A 17,405-nucleotide genomic window follows, 5' to 3' on the forward strand; every position below is an offset into this window, starting at 1 on the left:
CCTCCTGAACGTTGATCCCCGAAAAGTCTAGTGCGATCGGCTCGAAGCCAAATCCCTCGGGTGTTACCTCGCCTTGGTTCAGCTCGTCAGCCTTGTCCTCTCCCAATACTAAAATTGATGAGATCATCTGGTCAAGAGTATCGGGGTTGACTTGGTCGCCTGTACCGCCCCCAGCGACAAGATCGGCCAGATGATCTGATGCCCGGTAAAACTCGCGGATGAGCTCGGTTGTGACCTCTATCTTGCCTAGGCGGAGATCGTCTAGAACCGACTCAAACGCATGTGCAAAACTTGTCAGCGGTCTTAGTCCGAATGACGCAGCACCTCCTTTTATTGAGTGAACCGCTCGGAACATAGCGTTGATTGTTTCGGATATTTCGCCGGGGTCGGCGTCTGGATGCATTTCACCCAAACCGTCAGTGAGTGTTTCGAGTTGCTCGTCGCACTCCACGAAGAACACCTGCCGGATTTCGTCTAAACTCGCCATGATGTTAGCCTCCTGCCACTCGCCGAATTGCCGAGAGCAGCTTTGCATCGTCGAAAGGCTTCACGATCCATCCGGTTGCACCGCCATCGCGAGCCCGATCTTTCAGGTCCGCTGCACTTTCGGTGGAGAGCACGAGGATAGGGATCCGCCGGCTTCCTTCCTGGCGTCGTACAGCCTCGATCACGCCGAAGCCGTCGAGGCGTGGCATATTGATGTCTGTGATGATCACGTCGGGCGCGACGGTGGATACCGCCTGAACGCCGACCTCGCCATCTTCGGCTGTGAATACTTCGAAGCCAGCCTCTTCGAGCGTCGCGCGAAGTAAGTTTCGCATCGTCCGCGAGTCGTCGATCGCCAATATCTTGAGGCTGCTCATTCATTGTCTCCAAGATCTAAAAGAATCGCCGACAATCCCATAAGTTCCAGATCGGCACGCATTTCACTAGATGCGCGCAGGCTAAAGGAAGCTGTTGTCCCGGAGCGCGATGCGAAGGCGCGATAGATCTCTTGAGCGCAGAGCGCACCGACAGTTTCAACCTTGGTGCCGTCAAGCGAGACAATATCCGGCGCTTCCGTTAGTAAATCACGTAGATCAGCGGCGCGGTCGGAGGTAAGTCTTCCCTCCAAGATGATGTGATTGCTCAAGAATGGTCTCCATCGAAGAACATGACGTCGTCGCCCTGTGGTGGATTCTGAGGTGCATCTGCGACCATATCGCGGACGAAGAGTTGTGAGACGCGTCCCGTAGAGGGACAGAACTTAATTCTACGTGCCAATGTTCCTCCCGTTGATCTGGCAAGGCACGGGATTCTCTCGAGCTCTAAGAAGCTAAATGCGAAAGCAGCATTTCTGTCACCGATGCCATTGATCGATTCACCCATTTGAGCGCCACCGAAAACTTTTGCGGACAGGCGGCTGCGACGAGCTCCGTTTTTGAGAAGACCGTTGATCAATATTTCCATTGCGTAGAGACCATAGCGCTCGGTCGATGGGCTGTCCGCAGATCCAAACGGCAGCAGGAAATGGTTCATGCCACCAACCCCAGCCGTTGTGTCGTACATACAAGTCGCGATACAGGAACCGAGAAGTGTTGTGAGTTCTAGGCCTCGTCTGTCAGTAACGTAGCATTCCCCTTGTAGCAAAGTGACAGACTTTTTCGTGTTAGAGCCGTTTGGCGTTCCTGTCAGCGTTGGGGGTTGCATCAAAAATCCGTCCATGTTTCGGCTGGCGTAGTCACCGAGGATGCGAAGGGAGCGCCTTTGCGATCGTTGAGCCGTTTTCCCCTTGTGATATACGGCGGTACAGCTGAGATTTCCGCTCGTTCATCTCCTTGAATGTAGAAATTGGAAATAGCCGATACAAGCGAGCAAGCATCCGCCTCCAATGCCTGGGAGGCAGCATGAGCCTCCTCTAAGCGAGCGACAACATTTCGTGTCGCACCTTCAACTTCATTCATCGCTCCGTTGACCTCGCCGAGGCTAAACGACTGATCTTTCGAGCAGTCGGCAATCTGCACGAATCGATCAGATATACTCTCAACCCAGCCGGCGATCTTCTGAAGTGCGAGACCTGTCTCTCCCACGAGGGTCACCCCAGATCTAACTTGAACGCTGCTTTGGTCTATCAACGTGTTGATCTCCCTCGCCGCGTCCGATGATCGCTGCGCAAGTGCGCGAACCTCTGAGGCGACAACCGCGAATCCCCGTCCGGCATCGCCAGCCCGTGCTGCTTCCACTCCTGCATTCAGGGCGAGTAGGTTTGTCTGGAAAGCGATGTCGTCGATGACTTTGGTGATCGACGCGACTTTTTCCGACGACGCTGCAATTTCGTCCATTGCCTTAACCGTCCGGAGCACAATCTCTCCACTTTTCGCGGCGCCCGTGCGCGCGTCTGAAACTAGCAGGCTCGCTTGCTGTGCATTCTCCGCGGCGGTTCTTACGCCGTCCGTCAAGTGGTTGAGTGCTGCCGTACTATGCTCGAGTGTTGAAGCTGTGTTCTCGCTCCGTCGCGTCAGGGTTTTTATGATGGCACTGATCTCACTCGTTTGCTTACGGAAGCGGCTGGCTTGTTCGGCGACTTCCATCATTGCGGCTTGAAGCGTCCGAGCAGTGTCGTTGTAGTCACGTCGCAGTTCTTCATAGTGGTCCGCGAACCGTGCCTCGATCTCCGCGTCAAGATTTCCGTTGGCGAGCTTGTTCATGCCGGTCCGAAGTGCGCTGATGACCTGCCGCCGCTCTTTGTCAGACTGTTCGCGCTCGATCCGTGTTTGCTCCACGTCAAGGTGAGTCTCGGTCACGTCGCGGGCGAAAAAGAAAAGGCGGTAGATTGTGTTGTCGGTATCAATCACCCCGTTGATGCTACCCTCAGCGAAGACCGCTCTGCCCGAGCTTGAAGAAATCTGGAACAATCCGTCCGTTCTTTCTCCTCGGAGGGCCTGCTCAACCATCTGGTGACCGGTAGGGCCGCCCGGGTCGGCGCTGCAGAGCAGTTCATCAGCCCGTTCAGACCTGTTATCCGTCGCATTGCGGAACATGTCGTTGCAGGCCTTAAGCCGACCGTCGGCTCCGAATTCCGCATAGAATTGAGTCCGCTCAATCGCGTCAAGACGGGCGCTATTTCGGAACTGATCAGTGGCATCCTGCCACTCAAGCACCAGGCGGACCATGCTTCCGTCAGCCCCATGAACCGGCGTCGTCTTTAGCTTCACGCGGCCATCGCCGAACTTCAGAGAGACACTTGTCGGTGAAGTCTCACTCCAGCTTAAAACTTGGCTTTGGCTATTAGGATGTATCTGCTGGAGCGGCTGCCCCACGATGTTCGCGGGGTCGAAAGCGGGCATCATCTTCATCATCTCGTCCCGATACCGGGTCATCAGGTGTTGGGCGGCGGGATTGATTGCCCGGATTATACCGGTCGCATCAGCCACCATCAGGGGTAGACTCGCCGCTTCGAAGGCTGCGGTAGTGTGGCGTGCTCGTGCCTCTTGTTCCACAGATGCGTCCAAGTCGCCGCGGAGCGAGTCTATCGAGTGACTGAGAACTCCGATCTCGTCGTTCCGTGCGACGCCGGGAGGTGCTACGTGGTACTCGTGGCGCCGCAGACACTCTACCGCCGCGCAGAGTCGGGAAAGCGGACGCGAAATGAGGAGCCGAAAGACAAACAGGACACTCGCAACGATGAGAAGCCCGAAGGCCATCGTTGCCAGGATGATCCGATGGCGAGCGTCGTTAAGAGGGGCTGCAACGTGCTGGACAGTCCATTCGGCCACGAGGGTGCCTACCCGGGGCCCGTTGGAAAGCGTCAGAGCCGCGACAGCGATCCGGCTGCCATCAGACGTTTGCTCAGCATCTGCGGCATCGTAGAGTGGTCGCAAGTCTCCCTTGCCCCAAGCCGCGAATGGTTCACCCTCGGCGTCGACGATTACCGCGCGCGAGATTGCTCCGTTGGAGCTTTCGACCATGCGCGAAAGGATCTTTTCCGCGCCTGCCTGCTGCTCAAACGCAAGATGCGGGCTGAGGGAGGATCCGTAGGAACCCACCTCGGCGGCCACCTGGGCTGCCACCAATTGGGTCGCGATGACGTTGAGAGCGTCGTCGAGAAGGTGATTGAGGGCCACGGCAAAGAGGCCAAAGACAGCGAAAATCCAGGCGGCGATCTTGATTCCGGCGGATCGGTAGAACGGAATCGATCCTGGGAAGTTCATGGCAGCGGTCCGTCGAGAGGTCGTGTCTGCCAGACCCTACGTGCGGATATTTAATAACCGTTTAACTGGACCGCTACGTTCCGCTGAACGCCCTCCGATGCAGGGATGCCGACCGATGTTCCGATGGCAGCATCGGGGTGACCGACGCTGCCATGTTCGTCGGTCCTGCCACACGTTTCCATGCGCTCGGGCTCTTTAGCCGCGTTCGTCTGCCACAGTCTTGCGCATCACGTCGAGCGGGACGTAGCCGCGCACCATCTGATCACCGAACACGAAGGAGGGCGTGCCGCTGATTCCCATGCTCTGGCCGAGAGCCAGAGATTCTTCGATACGCGCGTCGACTGCGGCAACGTTCATCTCGGCCGAAATGGCGTCCCAATCCAGGCCGTGATCCGCGGCGATACCCTGAAGGCTCGCCTGGTTCACTTCACCCCGCAACGTCATCAGGTCGTCATGAACGGCTTCGTAGGCGTCGTCGCCGGCGATACGCTGTGTTGCGATCGCGAAGCGGCTGGCAAGAATCGACTGTTCCCCGAGGATGGGGAACTCCTTGACGATGAACCGGATGTTCCCGTCGCTCTCGATCAATTCGGAGACCTCGGGAAAGGCGCGCCGGCAGTAGCCGCAGCGATAGTCGAGGAACTCGACCACGGTGACGTCACCTTCGGGATCGCCGCCGACCCAGCTTTGTCCGTCTTCGAACAGCGCTTCGGAGTTCTCGGCGATCAGCTCAGCGTCGGACTGCGCCTGGGCCTGCTGCTCGCGGCTTTCGAGAACGGAGATCGCTTCCATCAGAACATCGGGGTTGTCGAGCAAGTAAGATCGCACCTCGTCGCGGAAGGCGGCGCGCTCGGCATTCGTCATGTCGCCGATCTCGGTCGCGAGGGCGGGTCCGGTCAGGGCAAGACAGAGGGCAGCGGCGAGGGGGCTCTTCATCGGTGGGCTCCTGTAAACGTTGCGCCCGACCGTGAGCGATCCGCCGCGGCGTGGCAAGAGCGCTTGCGGCAACGTGATTGACGCCCGCCACGCGGCGGGGCAGGCAGGCCGCCGGAGGTGCGAAGCATGCGAAAATCGAAGCGCGGGGACGTGGATCCCTTCATCGTGATGGACGTGATGGAGAGGGCGCGCGCGGCCGAGGCTGCGGGACGCCACATCATCCACATGGAAGTCGGCCAACCCGGAACTCCGGCGCCCACGGGTGCGCGCCGGGCTCTTTCCGCGGCGATGGAGGCGGGGCCGCTGGGATACACGGTGGCGCTTGGGCTGCCCGAGCTACGTGCCCGGATCGCACGTCATTACAAGGAATGGCACGAGGTTGACCTTGATCCGTCGCGTGTCGTCGTAACGGCGGGCGCTTCGGCCGGCTTTGTGCTGGCGTTCACCGCCCTGTTCGATGCGGGCGAGCGGGTCGGGTTGGGCCTTCCTGGCTATCCATCCTACCGGCACATCCTGAAGGCGCTGTCGCTCGAGCCAGTCGGGATCGAGACCATCATGTCCGACCGCTTTCAACCGCGTCCCGACCAGATCGGGACTGACCTGTCAGGACTGATCGTCGCGTCGCCGGGCAACCCGGCCGGGACCATGCTGTCGCGCGACGCGCTTGGTGCGCTGATTGCGCGGTGTCACGAGGCGGATGTTGCGCTTATCTCGGACGAGATCTATCACGGCCTGCACTACGACCGGCCGGCGGTCTCGGCGCTCGAGCTGACGGACGACGCCTTCATCATCAACTCATTCTCGAAATACTACTCCATGACGGGCTGGCGGATCGGCTGGATGGTCGTGCCCGAGAGCCATGTGCGCCGGGTCGAGCGCCTCGCGCAGAACCTCTTCATCTGCCCAAGTCATGCAAGCCAGGTCGCCGCACTCGCGGCCTTCGATTGCGACGAAGAGCTCGAGGCGAATCGAGCGGTTTATGCCGCGAACCGGCAACTGATGGTAGATGGCCTCACGGAAGCCGGGTTTCCGAGCTTCGCGCCGCCTGACGGGGCGTTCTACGTCTACGCCAAGTCGGATCATCTGTCGGAAGACGCGCTCGCGTTGTCAGGCCGTATCCTTGATGAAGCCGGTGTTGCCGTCACGCCCGGCCTTGATTTCGATCCTGCCCGCGGTGGGGGCATGCTGCGATTCTCGTATGCGCGTGCCACCGGAGATATCGTCGAGGGACTCAGGCGCCTGAAGGAATGGACCGAGCGAGCTTGATTCTTCTTTCGGAATTTTTCCGCCGATGCTAACCTTTCTGCCACAAGACGGGGCGCGAAAAAGACTCCGAACGAGGCAGACAAGACGAGGCGCGAGCGGATGGGCTTCCGACGACTGGCTTTCGGGCTGGCGTGTGCGGCGTGCTTGGCGGCACCGGCTGCAACGCAGGGCTACAACGCTGACGATTGGAACGGGGCAGTCTCTGCCCCGGCCGAAGGGCTGATTCCGCCGTCCGTCGGCGCGGAGATGTTGACCGCGCTTGCCAGGATCGACACAGAGCAAAGTCGCATCGTCGATTTCGGGGCCAACCTGCATGTCGAGCTTGCCCTGAGCCAGCCGGTGCCGTGGCGGGTCTTCACGCTCGACGATCCCCGGCGGCTGGTCATCGACTTTTCCGAGGTCGACTTCACCGGCGCCGACCTCGCCAACATGCACGCGTCGGATCACGTGCAGGGCCTCTATCGCGGCCGCTTCCGCGAGGGATGGTCGCGTCTCGTCGTGGAACTGGCCGACCCTTTGCGGATCGAAACCGCCGGCCTTGTCACGGCGGGGGTGGAAGGTGCTCTTCTTAAGCTGCAACTCGCCCCTACAACGCCTGAACGATTCTCCGCCGAGGCCGGCGTCCCGGAGGGGGCGACATTTGCGCTTCCACCCGCCGCAGAGGTCGCCGCGCCAGCGCTGCGCCGAGCCGATGATCGTCCGCTGCGGGTCGCGCTTGATCCGGGGCACGGCGGGTTCGACCCGGGAGCAGAAAGCGACGGGATCACAGAAGCGGATCTCGTCCTGACCTTTGCTCTGGAACTTGCCGAAGTGCTGGAGGCAGACGGCATGGAAGTGACGCTGACTCGGCGCGTTGATCGCTTCGTGCCGCTGCCGCGTCGCGTCAGCCTGGCCCGACGCGCCGAGGCCGACGTCTTCCTGTCGCTGCACGCCGACGCCCTTGAAAGCGGCCGCGCCTCCGGCGCCACTGTCTACACTCTCTCGGAAGCCGCTTCCGACGAGGCGTCGCATAAGCTGGCTGAGCGGATGGACCACAACGACCTGCTGATCGGGGTCGACACAGGGGTAGGCGATGACGCGATTGCAGGCATCCTGATGGACATGGTTCGGCGCGAGACCGGCCCGCGCTCCGACGCGCTGGGGGACGAGATCGTCGCCGGTCTCTCGCGCGCAACCGGAGACCTGCACAAGCGGCCGCGCCTGAAGGCGGACTTCTCGGTGCTGCGCGCCGCGGACATCCCCTCGGTGCTGATTGAACTCGGCTTCATGTCGAGCGCCACGGACCGCGCACGCCTGACCGACCCCGCGTGGCGCGCTCGTGCCGCCGAGGGGATACGGGCTGGGCTACAGACTTGGGCGCGGGCCGATGCGATCGAGGCTCAGCGAATGATGCAGTAGCGCTCACGGGACCGTGTGGCGCGGTAGGAATCCGCCGATGCCGTTTTGATTTCACGAGGTGTTCGCGCTAAAGAGGCGCGGTATTCCCTCCCTCATCCGGAGATCGCGTCTGTGATCCGTGCCTTCCTGTCCTTTTTCGGCAGTATCTTCACGCTCGTCACCATGGGGGCGCTGGCGGCCGCGCTGTCGATCGGGGCGGTTTTCTGGATATACTCGCGCGATCTGCCTGATACCGACCAGCTGGCCCAATACACCCCCCCGACGATCAGCCGGATCTACTCCTCCGAGGGGCGGATCATCGATGAGTTCGCCAAGGAGCGGCGCCTGTTCACCCCGGCCGACGAGATCCCGGACCTGGTGAAGCACGCCTTCATCTCGGCCGAGGACAAGAACTTCTACAACCATCAGGGCTATGATCCACGCGGCATGATTTCCGCGGCTCTCGACGCGGCCACCGGAAACGGCGTGCGCGGTGCATCGACCATTACGCAGCAGGTGATGAAGAACTTCCTGCTCGGTGGCGAGCGTTCGGCCGAACGGAAGGTGAAGGAGCTGATCCTGGCCGCGCGCATCGAGAAGACGTTGAGTAAGGACAAGATCCTCGAGCTGTACCTCAACGAGATTTTCCTGGGTCAGAACAGCTACGGCGTCACCGCCGCGGCGCAGAGCTACTTCAACAAGTCGCTCTCCGAGCTTGAGCCGCAGGAGGCAGCGTTCCTAGCGGCTCTTCCCAAGGCGCCGTCGACCTACCATCCGGTCCGCGCGCAGAAGCGGTCCATCGAGCGTCGCAACTATGTCCTGCGCGAGATGTACGACAACAACTACCTGACCGAAGAAGAGTACCGCGAAGCCCGCGTTGCGCCGCTTCTGTCGGTGCAGGGTGGCGACTACGAGAGCTTCCGAGACGAAATTCCGCCGCGCGACTATTTCACCGACGAAATCCGCCGCCAACTCAGCCGTGACTATGGCGAAGGTGAATTCTTCTCGGCGGGCCTCTCGGTGCGCGCCACGATCGATCCCGAGCTGCAGCAGGTTGCCGCGGTCGCCTTGCAAGAGGCACTTGAAAGCTATGACCGTAGCCGGGGCCGTTGGCGCGGAACTGGCAAGAGCATTCCCGCGGAGAAGCTGTCCGACTGGAAGGCTGCGCTCGCGAACGTGAAGGTGGCCCGGGACATCGAGGTTGGCGGACACTGGTATCCGGCGGTGGTGCTGGAACTGGGCGACCAGTCGATGCGTGTGGGTGTCGAAGGGCAGGGCGAACAGAGCGTCCCGCGCGAAGACATCCGTTGGCTTCCCGGTAGCTTCCGCGACGAATTCGAGGTCGGCGAAGTCGTTCACGTCCGCCGCGAAGGCGACAGCTGGACGCTTCGTCAGGTGCCCGAGGTTCAGGGTGCATTCATGGCGATGGATGTCGACACCGGCCGCGTGCTGGCCATGCAGGGAGGCTTCTCTTACCAGAACTCGGTTTTCAACCGTGCCACGCAGGCCACGCGGCAGCCGGGATCGTCGTTCAAGCCGTTCGTCTACGCCGCGGCACTGGATTCCGGCTTCTCGCCGGCGACGATCGTCGTGGACGCGCCGATCGAGATCAACACGCCCCAGGGCCTCTGGCGGCCCAAGAACTACTCGAACAAGTTTTACGGACCGACCCCGCTTCGGACGGGCATCGAGCAGTCGCGGAACCTCATGACCGTGCGCCTCGCGCAAGAGGTCGGGATGGACGTCGTCGGCGGCTATGCCGAGCGGTTCGGGGTCTATGACAACATGGGTCGATTCCTGGCCAACTCGCTCGGCGCCGAGGAAACCACCCTCTATAAGATAGTCGCGGCCTATTCGATGTTCGCCAATGGGGGTGAGCGCGTACAGCCGACGCTTGTGGACCGCGTACAGGACCGCTGGGGCCGCACCGTTTATAAGCACGACCGGCGCGAGTGCATCGACTGCGATGCCGCGACGCTCGAGGAGGGGTTCGCGCCGACCATCGTGTCGAACCGCGAGCGGGTCATGAACGCCATCACGGCCTACCAGCTAACGTCGATGATGAAGGGCGTGGTGGAGAACGGCACCGCGCGCGGCAAGGTCAACCTGAGCGTTCCTGTGGCCGGCAAGACCGGCACGACGAATGACGCGAAGGACGTGTGGTTCGTTGGCTTCACCTCGAATATCGCGGCCGGCTGCTACATCGGCTACGACCAGCCGCGCTCGCTCGGGGAGGGCGCGTCAGGCGGTGGCATGTGCGCGCCCGTGTTCAACAAGGTGATGCAGGCCGCAACCGAGAAATATGGCGGCGGTCCGTTTGAGGTGCCGCCGGGTGGCCACTTCATCAAGATCAACCGCTACACCGGCGCGCGCCTGCCCGACTCGGCCGAGGGTCCGGACGTTGTGGCAGAGTATTTCCGCCTGGGCGAAGAGCCGATGTTCGGCGTCGCCTTCGATGGCGGCTTTGCCATGGGCTCCAACTTACCGCTGGTGGACGAGGCACGCGGCGCCGGTGTTTCGGGTGGCCAGCAAGTGCGCAATGCCACTGGCGAGACAGTGACGATCCCCACGAAGAAGGCGACCTACGGGTCCATGAGCTCGGGCGGCCTTTACTGAGAGGCCGCCTCAGCGACGCGTGCGCAGCTTTCGCTCGGGCTTCCATCGGCGGTGGATCCAGAACCACTGCTCCATGTTCTCGCGCACCACGGCCTCAAGGCGGTCGTTGATCTCCTGGGTCATCTCGACCGGATCACGATGCGGCACGGGCTCTTCCAGAAGCAGACGGAAGGAAAGGCCGTCTGGCTGGCGCAGGCCGTAGCACGGGATCACCACCGCGCCGTGCTTGACCGCCCAATGGCAGGCGGCGGTCGATGTCGGTGCAGGCTTCCCGAAGAAGGTCACGTCGGCGCCCTTGCTGTTATACACGTCCGTCAGGATGCCGATGATCCCGCCATTTGCGAGGTGGCGCACGAATTGCGCAACGCCTTCGCGCTTTGTTGGAAAGAGCGGTGTTCCGATCTCGCTCAGCGCCTTGACGTAATGGGCGTTAAAGCGCGGGTTGTTCATCTCGCGGTAGAGCGCACCCAACTCATAGCCCTGCGAGAACAGGATCGCCCGCAGTGCATCGAAGTTGCCCATATGCGCCGTCACCAGAGCGACGGGACGTCCCTCATCCCGCGCGGTTCGCAGGGCGTCGGCGCCGGGACCTTCGAGTGGAGTGCCCGTGACGTGTCGCTTGAACTCACCGCCCGAATAGATCTCGATCAGGGTGCGACCGACGTTGTCGGGCACCGCTCGGATCAATCGCTCGACCTCGGCCTCGGGCAGGTCGGGGCAGACATGGGCGAGGTTCTCTCGGATGCGCTTGCGCCATCCCGCGGCCGGCGCGAGCACCGTCGTCGCAAGCCGTCCCATCAGTCGCACGCGCGTCGCGTAGGGAAGGGCGAGCACAGTGCCCAGAAGCGCACGGATCATCCCGTTCTGCGTCGCATCGACGACTTCGGAGCGGTTGTGGCGGGCCAAATGAAACCCCTCGCAGTGTCTGGTGGGCGAGGGTTACCCGGCGTTGACCGGACGCACAAGACGGCGGTCAGTCGGAGGCGGTGACCAGCTTGATCTCGCCAGAGTCGACGAGCCGACGGACTGCGCGGACCACGGCAATTTGCGCAGCCTCGCTGCTGGTCGCATCAACCGGCCCGAATTCGGCCACCTCGGTGCGGATGGTATCGGCCAGACGACCGGGAAGCTTTGACAGGATGAAGTCGGACACAACGGCCATCTTCGGATCGCCCGCTGCGCCGGCAAGGGCGGCGACGAGGCTCGGCTGCTCAACGGTCTTGGCGATGATCGCGACGTCCTTCGGATCCACGCGCTCGGGAATGTCGACGAAAGTGAAAATGGCGGCGCGCACGCGATCGGCAAATTCGCGATCCTCTTCCTCGAGGCCGGCAAGCACCTCTTCGCGGGTCGGGCCGGGCGAGACGTCGAGGATCGCGCCGATCCGTTCGACCGAGGCGGCGGTGAATGCACGCGGCGGTTCGGCCTGCAGCTGCGCGGCCAGTGCCGCGCCTATGCAGCGGACGGTATCGGGCATCACGTCCGCGGTGTCGCTGACGGCAATCGTCAATCGGCGCGCTTCCGGTCCCGGCAGCTTGCCCAGAAGCTCGGCCGCCTTGGACACGTCGAGCTTGGACAGGATCACGGCACCGATCTCAGGGCTTTCGCGCTGCATTATCTCGACCAGTTTCGGCACGTCGAAGCGCGAGATCGTCTCCCACGGATCTTCACCCCAGAACGCGCCAGACTGGGCACGCATGCGGGCGATCACATCGGCCGAAATCGCGCCTTCGAGCGCCTTTAGCGCGCCATCCACCCCTCCGGGGAATGCCAGACCGATCCCGTCGAGTTCGGTGGCGAACTCCTCGGCCACCTCGCGCAAGGTCTGGCGGTCGATGAAGCGCATGCGGCTCATCTGCGAGATCAGTTCGGCCTGGAGTGCGGCTGGCAGGGACATCAGCGGCAGTTTGACCCCCTCCGCCAGCAGCAGCCGAACTACGATCGCCGCCTTCTCACGGCGAGACAGGCTGCGCGATGGAGCGCCGGGGCTGCTGAAGGGCTGCGCTGCGAAATCGTCGTCCTGCCTGGCCAGTGCCGTGCTCATCCTGCCCTCCGGGTGCGTTGTCCGGAGACTAGGCCTCGAGGATTAACGCGATGTTACCGGACGCCGCTCAACTGCTAACGAGCACGCCAACTATTGCCGTCATACGTCCTGCCAATGGCCATCGCGAGTGTGCGTACGGAGAACAGGTCGAGCGGCCAGAAGGATTGTCAGCTCGCCTCCTCCCAGCTCAGATTGCGGCAGACTACCCGGCTTAGCTGACTTGAGGGAAGCTTTGGTGCGGGCGTTTACTGCGGCTCTCCAAAGACGCGGGCGAAGATCGTGTCCACGTGCTTCGTATGGTAGCCGAGATCGAACTTCTCCGCGATCTCTTCCTTCGATAGCGCCGCCGTCACCTCCGGGTCGTTTTCAAGCTCGGTCTGGAAGTCGGCGCCTTCGGTCCAGACCTTCATCGCATTGCGCTGCACGAGGCGGTAGGCGTCCTCACGGCTGACTCCAGCTTGAGTTAGCGCGAGCAGAACCCGCTGCGACATGACCAGTCCCTTGAACTTGTTCATGTTCGCCATCATGGCGTCGGGATAGACGACGAGGTTCTCGATCAATCCGGTCAGCCGCGCGAGGGCGAAGTCCAGCGTCACGGTTGCGTCCGGGCCGATGTTGCGTTCGACCGAGCTGTGCGAGATGTCGCGCTCGTGCCAGAGCGCCACGTTCTCCATCGCAGGAACCACGGCCATCCGGACGAGCCGGGCGAGGCCGGTCAGGTTCTCTGACAGGACCGGGTTGCGCTTGTGTGGCATGGCCGACGAGCCCTTCTGACCCTTCGAGAAGAACTCCTCTAGCTCCAGGACCTCGGTGCGCTGCCCGTGGCGAATCTCGGTCGCGATGTTCTCGATCGATGAGGCGACGACGCCGAGCGTGGCGAAGAACGCGGCGTGCCGGTCGCGGGGGATGACCTGCGTACTGATTGGCTCGGGGACGAGGCCCATCTTGTCACAGACGTGTTCTTCGACGCGCGGGTCGATATTGGCGAAGGTGCCGACCGCGCCGGACAGTGCGCCGGTGGCGACCTCGGCACGGGCATCGCGCAGGCGGGACAGGTTGCGGTCCATCTCGGCGTAGAAGCGCGCGAAGGTCAGACCCATCGTCGTCGGCTCGGCGTGGATGCCGTGACTGCGACCGATGCGGATCGTGTCCTTGTGCTCATAGGCGCGACGCTTCAGGGCGCCCAGCAGCGCCTCGACATCGGCGATCAGAATGTCGGCGGCGCGAGTGAGCTGCACGTTGAACGTGGTGTCGAGCACGTCGGACGAGGTCATGCCCTGGTGCACGAAGCGCGCATTGTCGGCGCCCACGATCTCGGACAGGTGGGTCAGGAAAGCGATGACGTCGTGCTTGGTCTCGCGTTCGATCTCATCGATCCGGGCCACGTCGAACTCGACGTCCTTGGCCGCCCACACGGCATCGGCGTTTTCCTTGGGGATCGTACCGAGCGCGGCCATGGCATCGCCGGCGTGGGCCTCGATCTCGAACCAGATGCGGAACTTCGACTGTGGCGCCCAGATCGCAACCATGTCTGGACGGGAGTAGCGGGGGATCATGAGGGCGGACCTTTCTGATAGCGTGCCGGGACGGCTGTGGCTTAGACCGCGCCGGATGAGGCCACAAGGGCGAGCCGATGACGCCACGACTTGGAGATTTCGAAGGCGACTGGAAGCTCGACCGGTCCATCCTCGACCGGAGGGGCGGGCCGGACAGCCGGTTCGAGGGCCGGGCGCACTTCGCCCCCGACGGAGCTGTGCTGCACTACCGCGAGAGCGGAACGTTACACATGGGCGATGCTGCCTTCGAAGCCGAGCAAGCGCATCTGTGGCGGATGGACGGCGCACGCTTCAGGATCAGCTTCTTCGACGGCCGCCCGTTCCACGATTTCGAGGCGGGGATCGAGCAACCGGACGGGCGGCATGACTGCGACCCGGACGTCTACCTCGTTCGCTACGACTTCTCCGCCTGGCCGGACTGGACCGCTGAATGGACCGTCACGGGGCCGCGGAAGGACTACGTAATGACCAGCCATTACACGAGGTCCTAGCGCGGTCGCTGTCGGCAAAAAATGGCGCGGACCTGTTGCCGCGCTGCCCACTTCCAAGGCGCGATGTCCGTGAGGCAAACGAAATGTCACGTCAGCGCCACGCGATGGCTTGATGCCCGGCAGGGTGGCCCCATCTTGCAAAATGCTCCGGGCCCCTCTGGCGCGCCCCGGCCGCGCGTGATGTCGGAGCCTCGTTTTCTTTCACGCGGCCGGCTTACGAGAGATCTCTTGGTTTTACTCACACTTGCACTCGGCCTCATCCTCCTCGTGGCGGGAGGAGAGGCTTTGGTACGCGGCGCCGTTGCGCTCGCCGAGAGGCTGGGCGTCTCGCCGCTGCTGATCGGCCTCACCGTCGTCGGCTTTGGCACCTCGACGCCCGAACTCGTCACTTCGCTGCAGGCGGCCTTCCAGGGGTCGCCCGGACTTGCCGTCGGCAACGTCGTCGGCTCGAATATCGCCAATATCCTGCTGATCCTGGGCATCACGGCGTTGCTGAGCCCTGTTGTTGTGTCCCGCGATGCGTTCCGTCGTGACGGCGGCGCGCTGATCCTCGCCACGATTGTCACGACCCTGATCGTGCTGACGGGCGCCTTGGGTCGCGTTGGCGGTGCCGTGCTGATGCTGGGGCTCGTCGCCTACATCGTTGTCGCGTACCGTCTGGAGCGCGCCGGTCCCGCCGCGGTTGCCGAGGAATCCTCCGAACCCGCCATGCCCCTGTGGCGTGCGGCGCTCTACGCCCTCGGCGGCATCGCGATCACCGTCCTTGGCGCGCGCTTCCTCGTCAGCTCGGCCACCAGCCTGGCCGAGGCGGCGGGCGTATCCGAGACCCTGATCGGCCTGACGGTCGTGGCGGTCGGCACGTCGCTGCCCGAGCTTGTCACCGGCGTCATGGCAGCGATCCGGCGGCAGGGCGACATCGCCTTCGGTAACGTGCTCGGGTCGAACATCTACAACGTGCTCGGGATTCTCGGCGTCACGGCGCTGGCCCAGCCGCTGGAGGTGCCGGCCGAGATCGCGGGCTTCGACATCTGGGTGATGGGCGCAGCCACCTTGCTGCTGGCGGGCGTGGCCGTGACCGGCTGGCGCGTGTCCCGTGCCGAAGGCGGCGTGCTGCTGGCGCTCTACGTGGCCTATACCGGCTGGCTGGCCGCCGGGGCGCTCTAGAAACGAGAAGCGCCGCCCCGGCCAGGGGCGGCGCTGTCATCGGATTGCAGGGCGTGAGCCTCAGAGGTTGCCCATGGCGACCGCGGTGTCGGCCATGCGGTTCGAGAAGCCCCACTCGTTGTCGTACCACGTCAGGATGCGGCACATCGTGCCGTCCATCACCTTCGTCTGGTCCATGTGGAAGATCGACGAATGCGGGTCGTGGTTGAAGTCGGACGAAACCAGCTTGTCCTCGGTATAGCCCAGCACGCCCTTCAGCTTGCCGTCGGCGGCGCTGCGGATCGCCTCGTTGATCTCTTCGACACTGGTTTCGCGCGAGGCGGTGAAGGTCAGATCCACGACCGAGACGTTCGGCGTCGGCACGCGGATCGCCACGCCGTCAAGCTTGCCCTGAAGCTCGGGCAGGGCCAGACCCACGGCCTTCGCGGCACCGGTCGAGGTCGGGATCATGTTCAACCCGGCAGCCCGCGCACGGTAGAGATCCTTGTGCACGGTATCAAGCGTCGGCTGATCGCCGGTGTAGCTGTGGATCGTCGTCATGAAGCCACGCTCGATGCCGATCGTGTCGTTCAAGACCTTAGCGACGGGCGACAGGCAGTTGGTCGTGCAGGACGCGTTCGACACCACCTTATCCTCGGCGGTGAGGCTTTCGTGGTTGACGCCGTAGACGATCGTCTTGACCTGCGGCTGACCGTCGCCGGACACCGGGGCCGAGACGAGAACTCGCTTGGACCCGTTCTCGAGGTGCAGCGCGGCCTGGTCGGCCTTCGTGAAGATGCCCGTGCACTCCATTGCGATGTCGACATCCTGCCACGGCAGTTCTTTCGGGTCGCGCAGCGAGGTCACCCGGATCTTGCCACGGCCGACGTCGATCCAGTCCTCGCCCGTGGTCACCTCTCCGGGGAAACGGCCGTGAACGCTGTCATAGCGCAGCAGGTGAGCGTTGGTTTCGACAGGCCCAAGGTCGTTGATGGCGACGACCTCGATATCGGTGCGGCCGGATTCGACGATCCCGCGCAGTACGTTCCGTCCGATGCGACCGAACCCGTTGATGGCGACCTTGACTGCCATGGTGTCCTCCTGGAAACGGCCGGCCACCGTGGCCGGCTCAGGTTTTGCGCATGTTGAAAGCCAATTGCCGATCCGGGTCAACCGTTCGACGCTATCAACCCTTCGCAGGTCAGCGCCAGAAGGCCAGCCACTCGATCAGGCGGTCGATCTCGCGCATGAAGAACAGCGCTCCGCCCCAGTCGAACCGCAGGTCCGCCCAGATCCCGAGGAGGACCAAGAAGCCGACAAAGAGGGCGATCCGGTTCGTCATCGCGCGGACCATGCCAGAGGCCCCTTGCACTGGAAAGAGGCACGCTATGTCACAGCGGATGGAGCGGTCATCGGATCACACCGGACACGTCCCGAAGCTTGGCCCGGGCCCTGCCGGAGCGGCCTCGCTCGGCTGCATCTCAGCGTTCTCGCTTGCGACATGAGCGCCGGCGTCGAGATCGAACGCCGCCACTCCAACGGCGGCACGAGGTCTTTCCTCGTCTGGCTGATCTCTCCGACGGGACACCGCATGCTATTTCACGAGGCCGACGCCTATGCCGAAGCGCTGGAATTCGCGCTCGAGGCGGCGCCGGTCTTTGGCCCGGTCCTGCGGGACGATGGAGCAGAGCCGATCCAGTGAACAAGTGCATGACGGCATTTGGTAGGCCCGGAGGGACTTGAACCCCCAACCAAAGCGTTATGAGCGCTCTGCTCTAACCAATTG

General features: G+C 62.9%; 17 protein-coding genes. 6 read left to right on the top strand and 11 right to left on the bottom strand.

Annotation, left to right across the window (positions count from 1 at the left end):
- The 6 genes from ACFDS3_RS14955 to ACFDS3_RS14980 form a co-directional block, all read right to left on the bottom strand.
- Positions 1 to 487 (bottom strand): Hpt domain-containing protein (locus ACFDS3_RS14955; protein ID WP_375263156.1); only part of this gene is annotated, 487 nt, incomplete at its 3' end.
- Positions 488 to 491: 4 nt separating this feature from the next.
- The gene (locus ACFDS3_RS14960) at positions 492 to 863 is read right to left on the bottom strand and encodes a response regulator (RefSeq protein WP_375263157.1); all 372 of its coding nucleotides are present in this window, start codon (positions 861 to 863) and stop codon (positions 492 to 494) included.
- Positions 860 to 1,132 (bottom strand): hypothetical protein, encoded by a 273-nt coding sequence (locus tag ACFDS3_RS14965; protein ID WP_375263158.1) that lies wholly within the window; start codon positions 1,130 to 1,132, stop codon positions 860 to 862. The genes ACFDS3_RS14960 and ACFDS3_RS14965 overlap by 4 nt, the downstream gene beginning before the upstream one ends.
- On the bottom strand, positions 1,129 to 1,518 hold the full coding sequence (locus tag ACFDS3_RS14970; RefSeq protein WP_375263159.1) for a chemotaxis protein CheD: 390 nt from the start codon (positions 1,516 to 1,518) through the stop codon (positions 1,129 to 1,131). Before ACFDS3_RS14970 ends, ACFDS3_RS14965 begins: the two co-directional genes overlap by 4 nt.
- 170 nt (positions 1,519 to 1,688) lie before the next feature.
- Positions 1,689 to 4,190: a methyl-accepting chemotaxis protein gene (locus tag ACFDS3_RS14975; protein ID WP_375263160.1), complete on the bottom strand. Its 2,502-nt coding sequence runs from the start codon at positions 4,188 to 4,190 to the stop codon at positions 1,689 to 1,691.
- A 195-nt stretch (positions 4,191 to 4,385) separates the two neighbouring features.
- Positions 4,386 to 5,126, bottom strand: coding sequence for a DsbA family protein (locus tag ACFDS3_RS14980; protein WP_375263161.1), 741 nt, complete (start codon positions 5,124 to 5,126; stop codon positions 4,386 to 4,388).
- Between the two features lie 126 nt (positions 5,127 to 5,252).
- On the opposite strand from ACFDS3_RS14980, the gene ACFDS3_RS14985 reads away from it, so the two are divergent.
- The 3 genes from ACFDS3_RS14985 to ACFDS3_RS14995 all read left to right on the top strand — a co-directional run bounded on the left by ACFDS3_RS14985 (position 5,253) and on the right by ACFDS3_RS14995 (position 10,385).
- Entirely contained in the window at positions 5,253 to 6,392 is a 1,140-nt protein-coding gene (locus ACFDS3_RS14985) for a pyridoxal phosphate-dependent aminotransferase (RefSeq protein WP_375263162.1), read from the top strand.
- Positions 6,393 to 6,491: 99 nt separating this feature from the next.
- Complete coding sequence (locus ACFDS3_RS14990; RefSeq protein ID WP_375263163.1) at positions 6,492 to 7,790, top strand: N-acetylmuramoyl-L-alanine amidase; 1,299 nt, start codon at positions 6,492 to 6,494, stop codon at positions 7,788 to 7,790.
- Between the two features lie 111 nt (positions 7,791 to 7,901).
- Positions 7,902 to 10,385 carry a penicillin-binding protein 1A gene (locus ACFDS3_RS14995; protein WP_375263164.1) on the top strand — a complete coding sequence of 828 codons (2,484 nt, stop codon included), beginning with the start codon at positions 7,902 to 7,904 and terminating at the stop codon, positions 10,383 to 10,385.
- A 9-nt stretch (positions 10,386 to 10,394) separates the two neighbouring features.
- Here ACFDS3_RS14995 and ACFDS3_RS15000 read toward each other — a convergent pair whose 3' ends face one another.
- The 3 genes from ACFDS3_RS15000 to purB all read right to left on the bottom strand — a co-directional run bounded on the left by ACFDS3_RS15000 (position 10,395) and on the right by purB (position 13,985).
- Positions 10,395 to 11,291, bottom strand: a complete 897-nt coding sequence (locus ACFDS3_RS15000; protein WP_375263165.1) for a lysophospholipid acyltransferase family protein — start codon at positions 11,289 to 11,291, stop codon at positions 10,395 to 10,397.
- A 67-nt stretch (positions 11,292 to 11,358) separates the two neighbouring features.
- Positions 11,359 to 12,429, bottom strand: coding sequence for a FliG C-terminal domain-containing protein (locus ACFDS3_RS15005; protein ID WP_375263166.1), 1,071 nt, complete (start codon positions 12,427 to 12,429; stop codon positions 11,359 to 11,361).
- A gap of 245 nt (positions 12,430 to 12,674) precedes the next feature.
- Positions 12,675 to 13,985, bottom strand: coding sequence for an adenylosuccinate lyase (purB, locus tag ACFDS3_RS15010; RefSeq protein ID WP_375263167.1), 1,311 nt, complete (start codon positions 13,983 to 13,985; stop codon positions 12,675 to 12,677).
- A 77-nt stretch (positions 13,986 to 14,062) separates the two neighbouring features.
- On the opposite strand from purB, the gene ACFDS3_RS15015 reads away from it, so the two are divergent.
- Together ACFDS3_RS15015 and ACFDS3_RS15020 are read left to right on the top strand one after the other, a co-directional pair.
- On the top strand, positions 14,063 to 14,476 hold the full coding sequence (locus tag ACFDS3_RS15015) for a DUF6314 family protein (RefSeq protein ID WP_375263168.1): 414 nt from the start codon (positions 14,063 to 14,065) through the stop codon (positions 14,474 to 14,476).
- Positions 14,477 to 14,704: 228 nt separating this feature from the next.
- Positions 14,705 to 15,640, top strand: coding sequence for a calcium/sodium antiporter (locus ACFDS3_RS15020; RefSeq protein WP_375263169.1), 936 nt, complete (start codon positions 14,705 to 14,707; stop codon positions 15,638 to 15,640).
- Between the two features lie 60 nt (positions 15,641 to 15,700).
- Here ACFDS3_RS15020 and gap read toward each other — a convergent pair whose 3' ends face one another.
- Together gap and ACFDS3_RS15030 are read right to left on the bottom strand one after the other, a co-directional pair.
- The gene (gene gap, locus ACFDS3_RS15025) at positions 15,701 to 16,711 is read right to left on the bottom strand and encodes a type I glyceraldehyde-3-phosphate dehydrogenase (protein WP_375263170.1); all 1,011 of its coding nucleotides are present in this window, start codon (positions 16,709 to 16,711) and stop codon (positions 15,701 to 15,703) included.
- 109 nt (positions 16,712 to 16,820) lie between these two features.
- Positions 16,821 to 16,973, bottom strand: a complete 153-nt coding sequence (locus tag ACFDS3_RS15030) for a hypothetical protein (protein WP_375263171.1) — start codon at positions 16,971 to 16,973, stop codon at positions 16,821 to 16,823.
- Positions 16,974 to 17,120: 147 nt separating this feature from the next.
- On the opposite strand from ACFDS3_RS15030, the gene ACFDS3_RS15035 reads away from it, so the two are divergent.
- Positions 17,121 to 17,321, top strand: a complete 201-nt coding sequence (locus ACFDS3_RS15035; protein ID WP_375263172.1) for a hypothetical protein — start codon at positions 17,121 to 17,123, stop codon at positions 17,319 to 17,321.
- Positions 17,322 to 17,405 lie beyond the last annotated feature (84 nt).

Source organism: Palleronia sp. (genome assembly GCF_042089775.1).
Taxonomy (GTDB): domain Bacteria; phylum Pseudomonadota; class Alphaproteobacteria; order Rhodobacterales; family Rhodobacteraceae; genus Palleronia.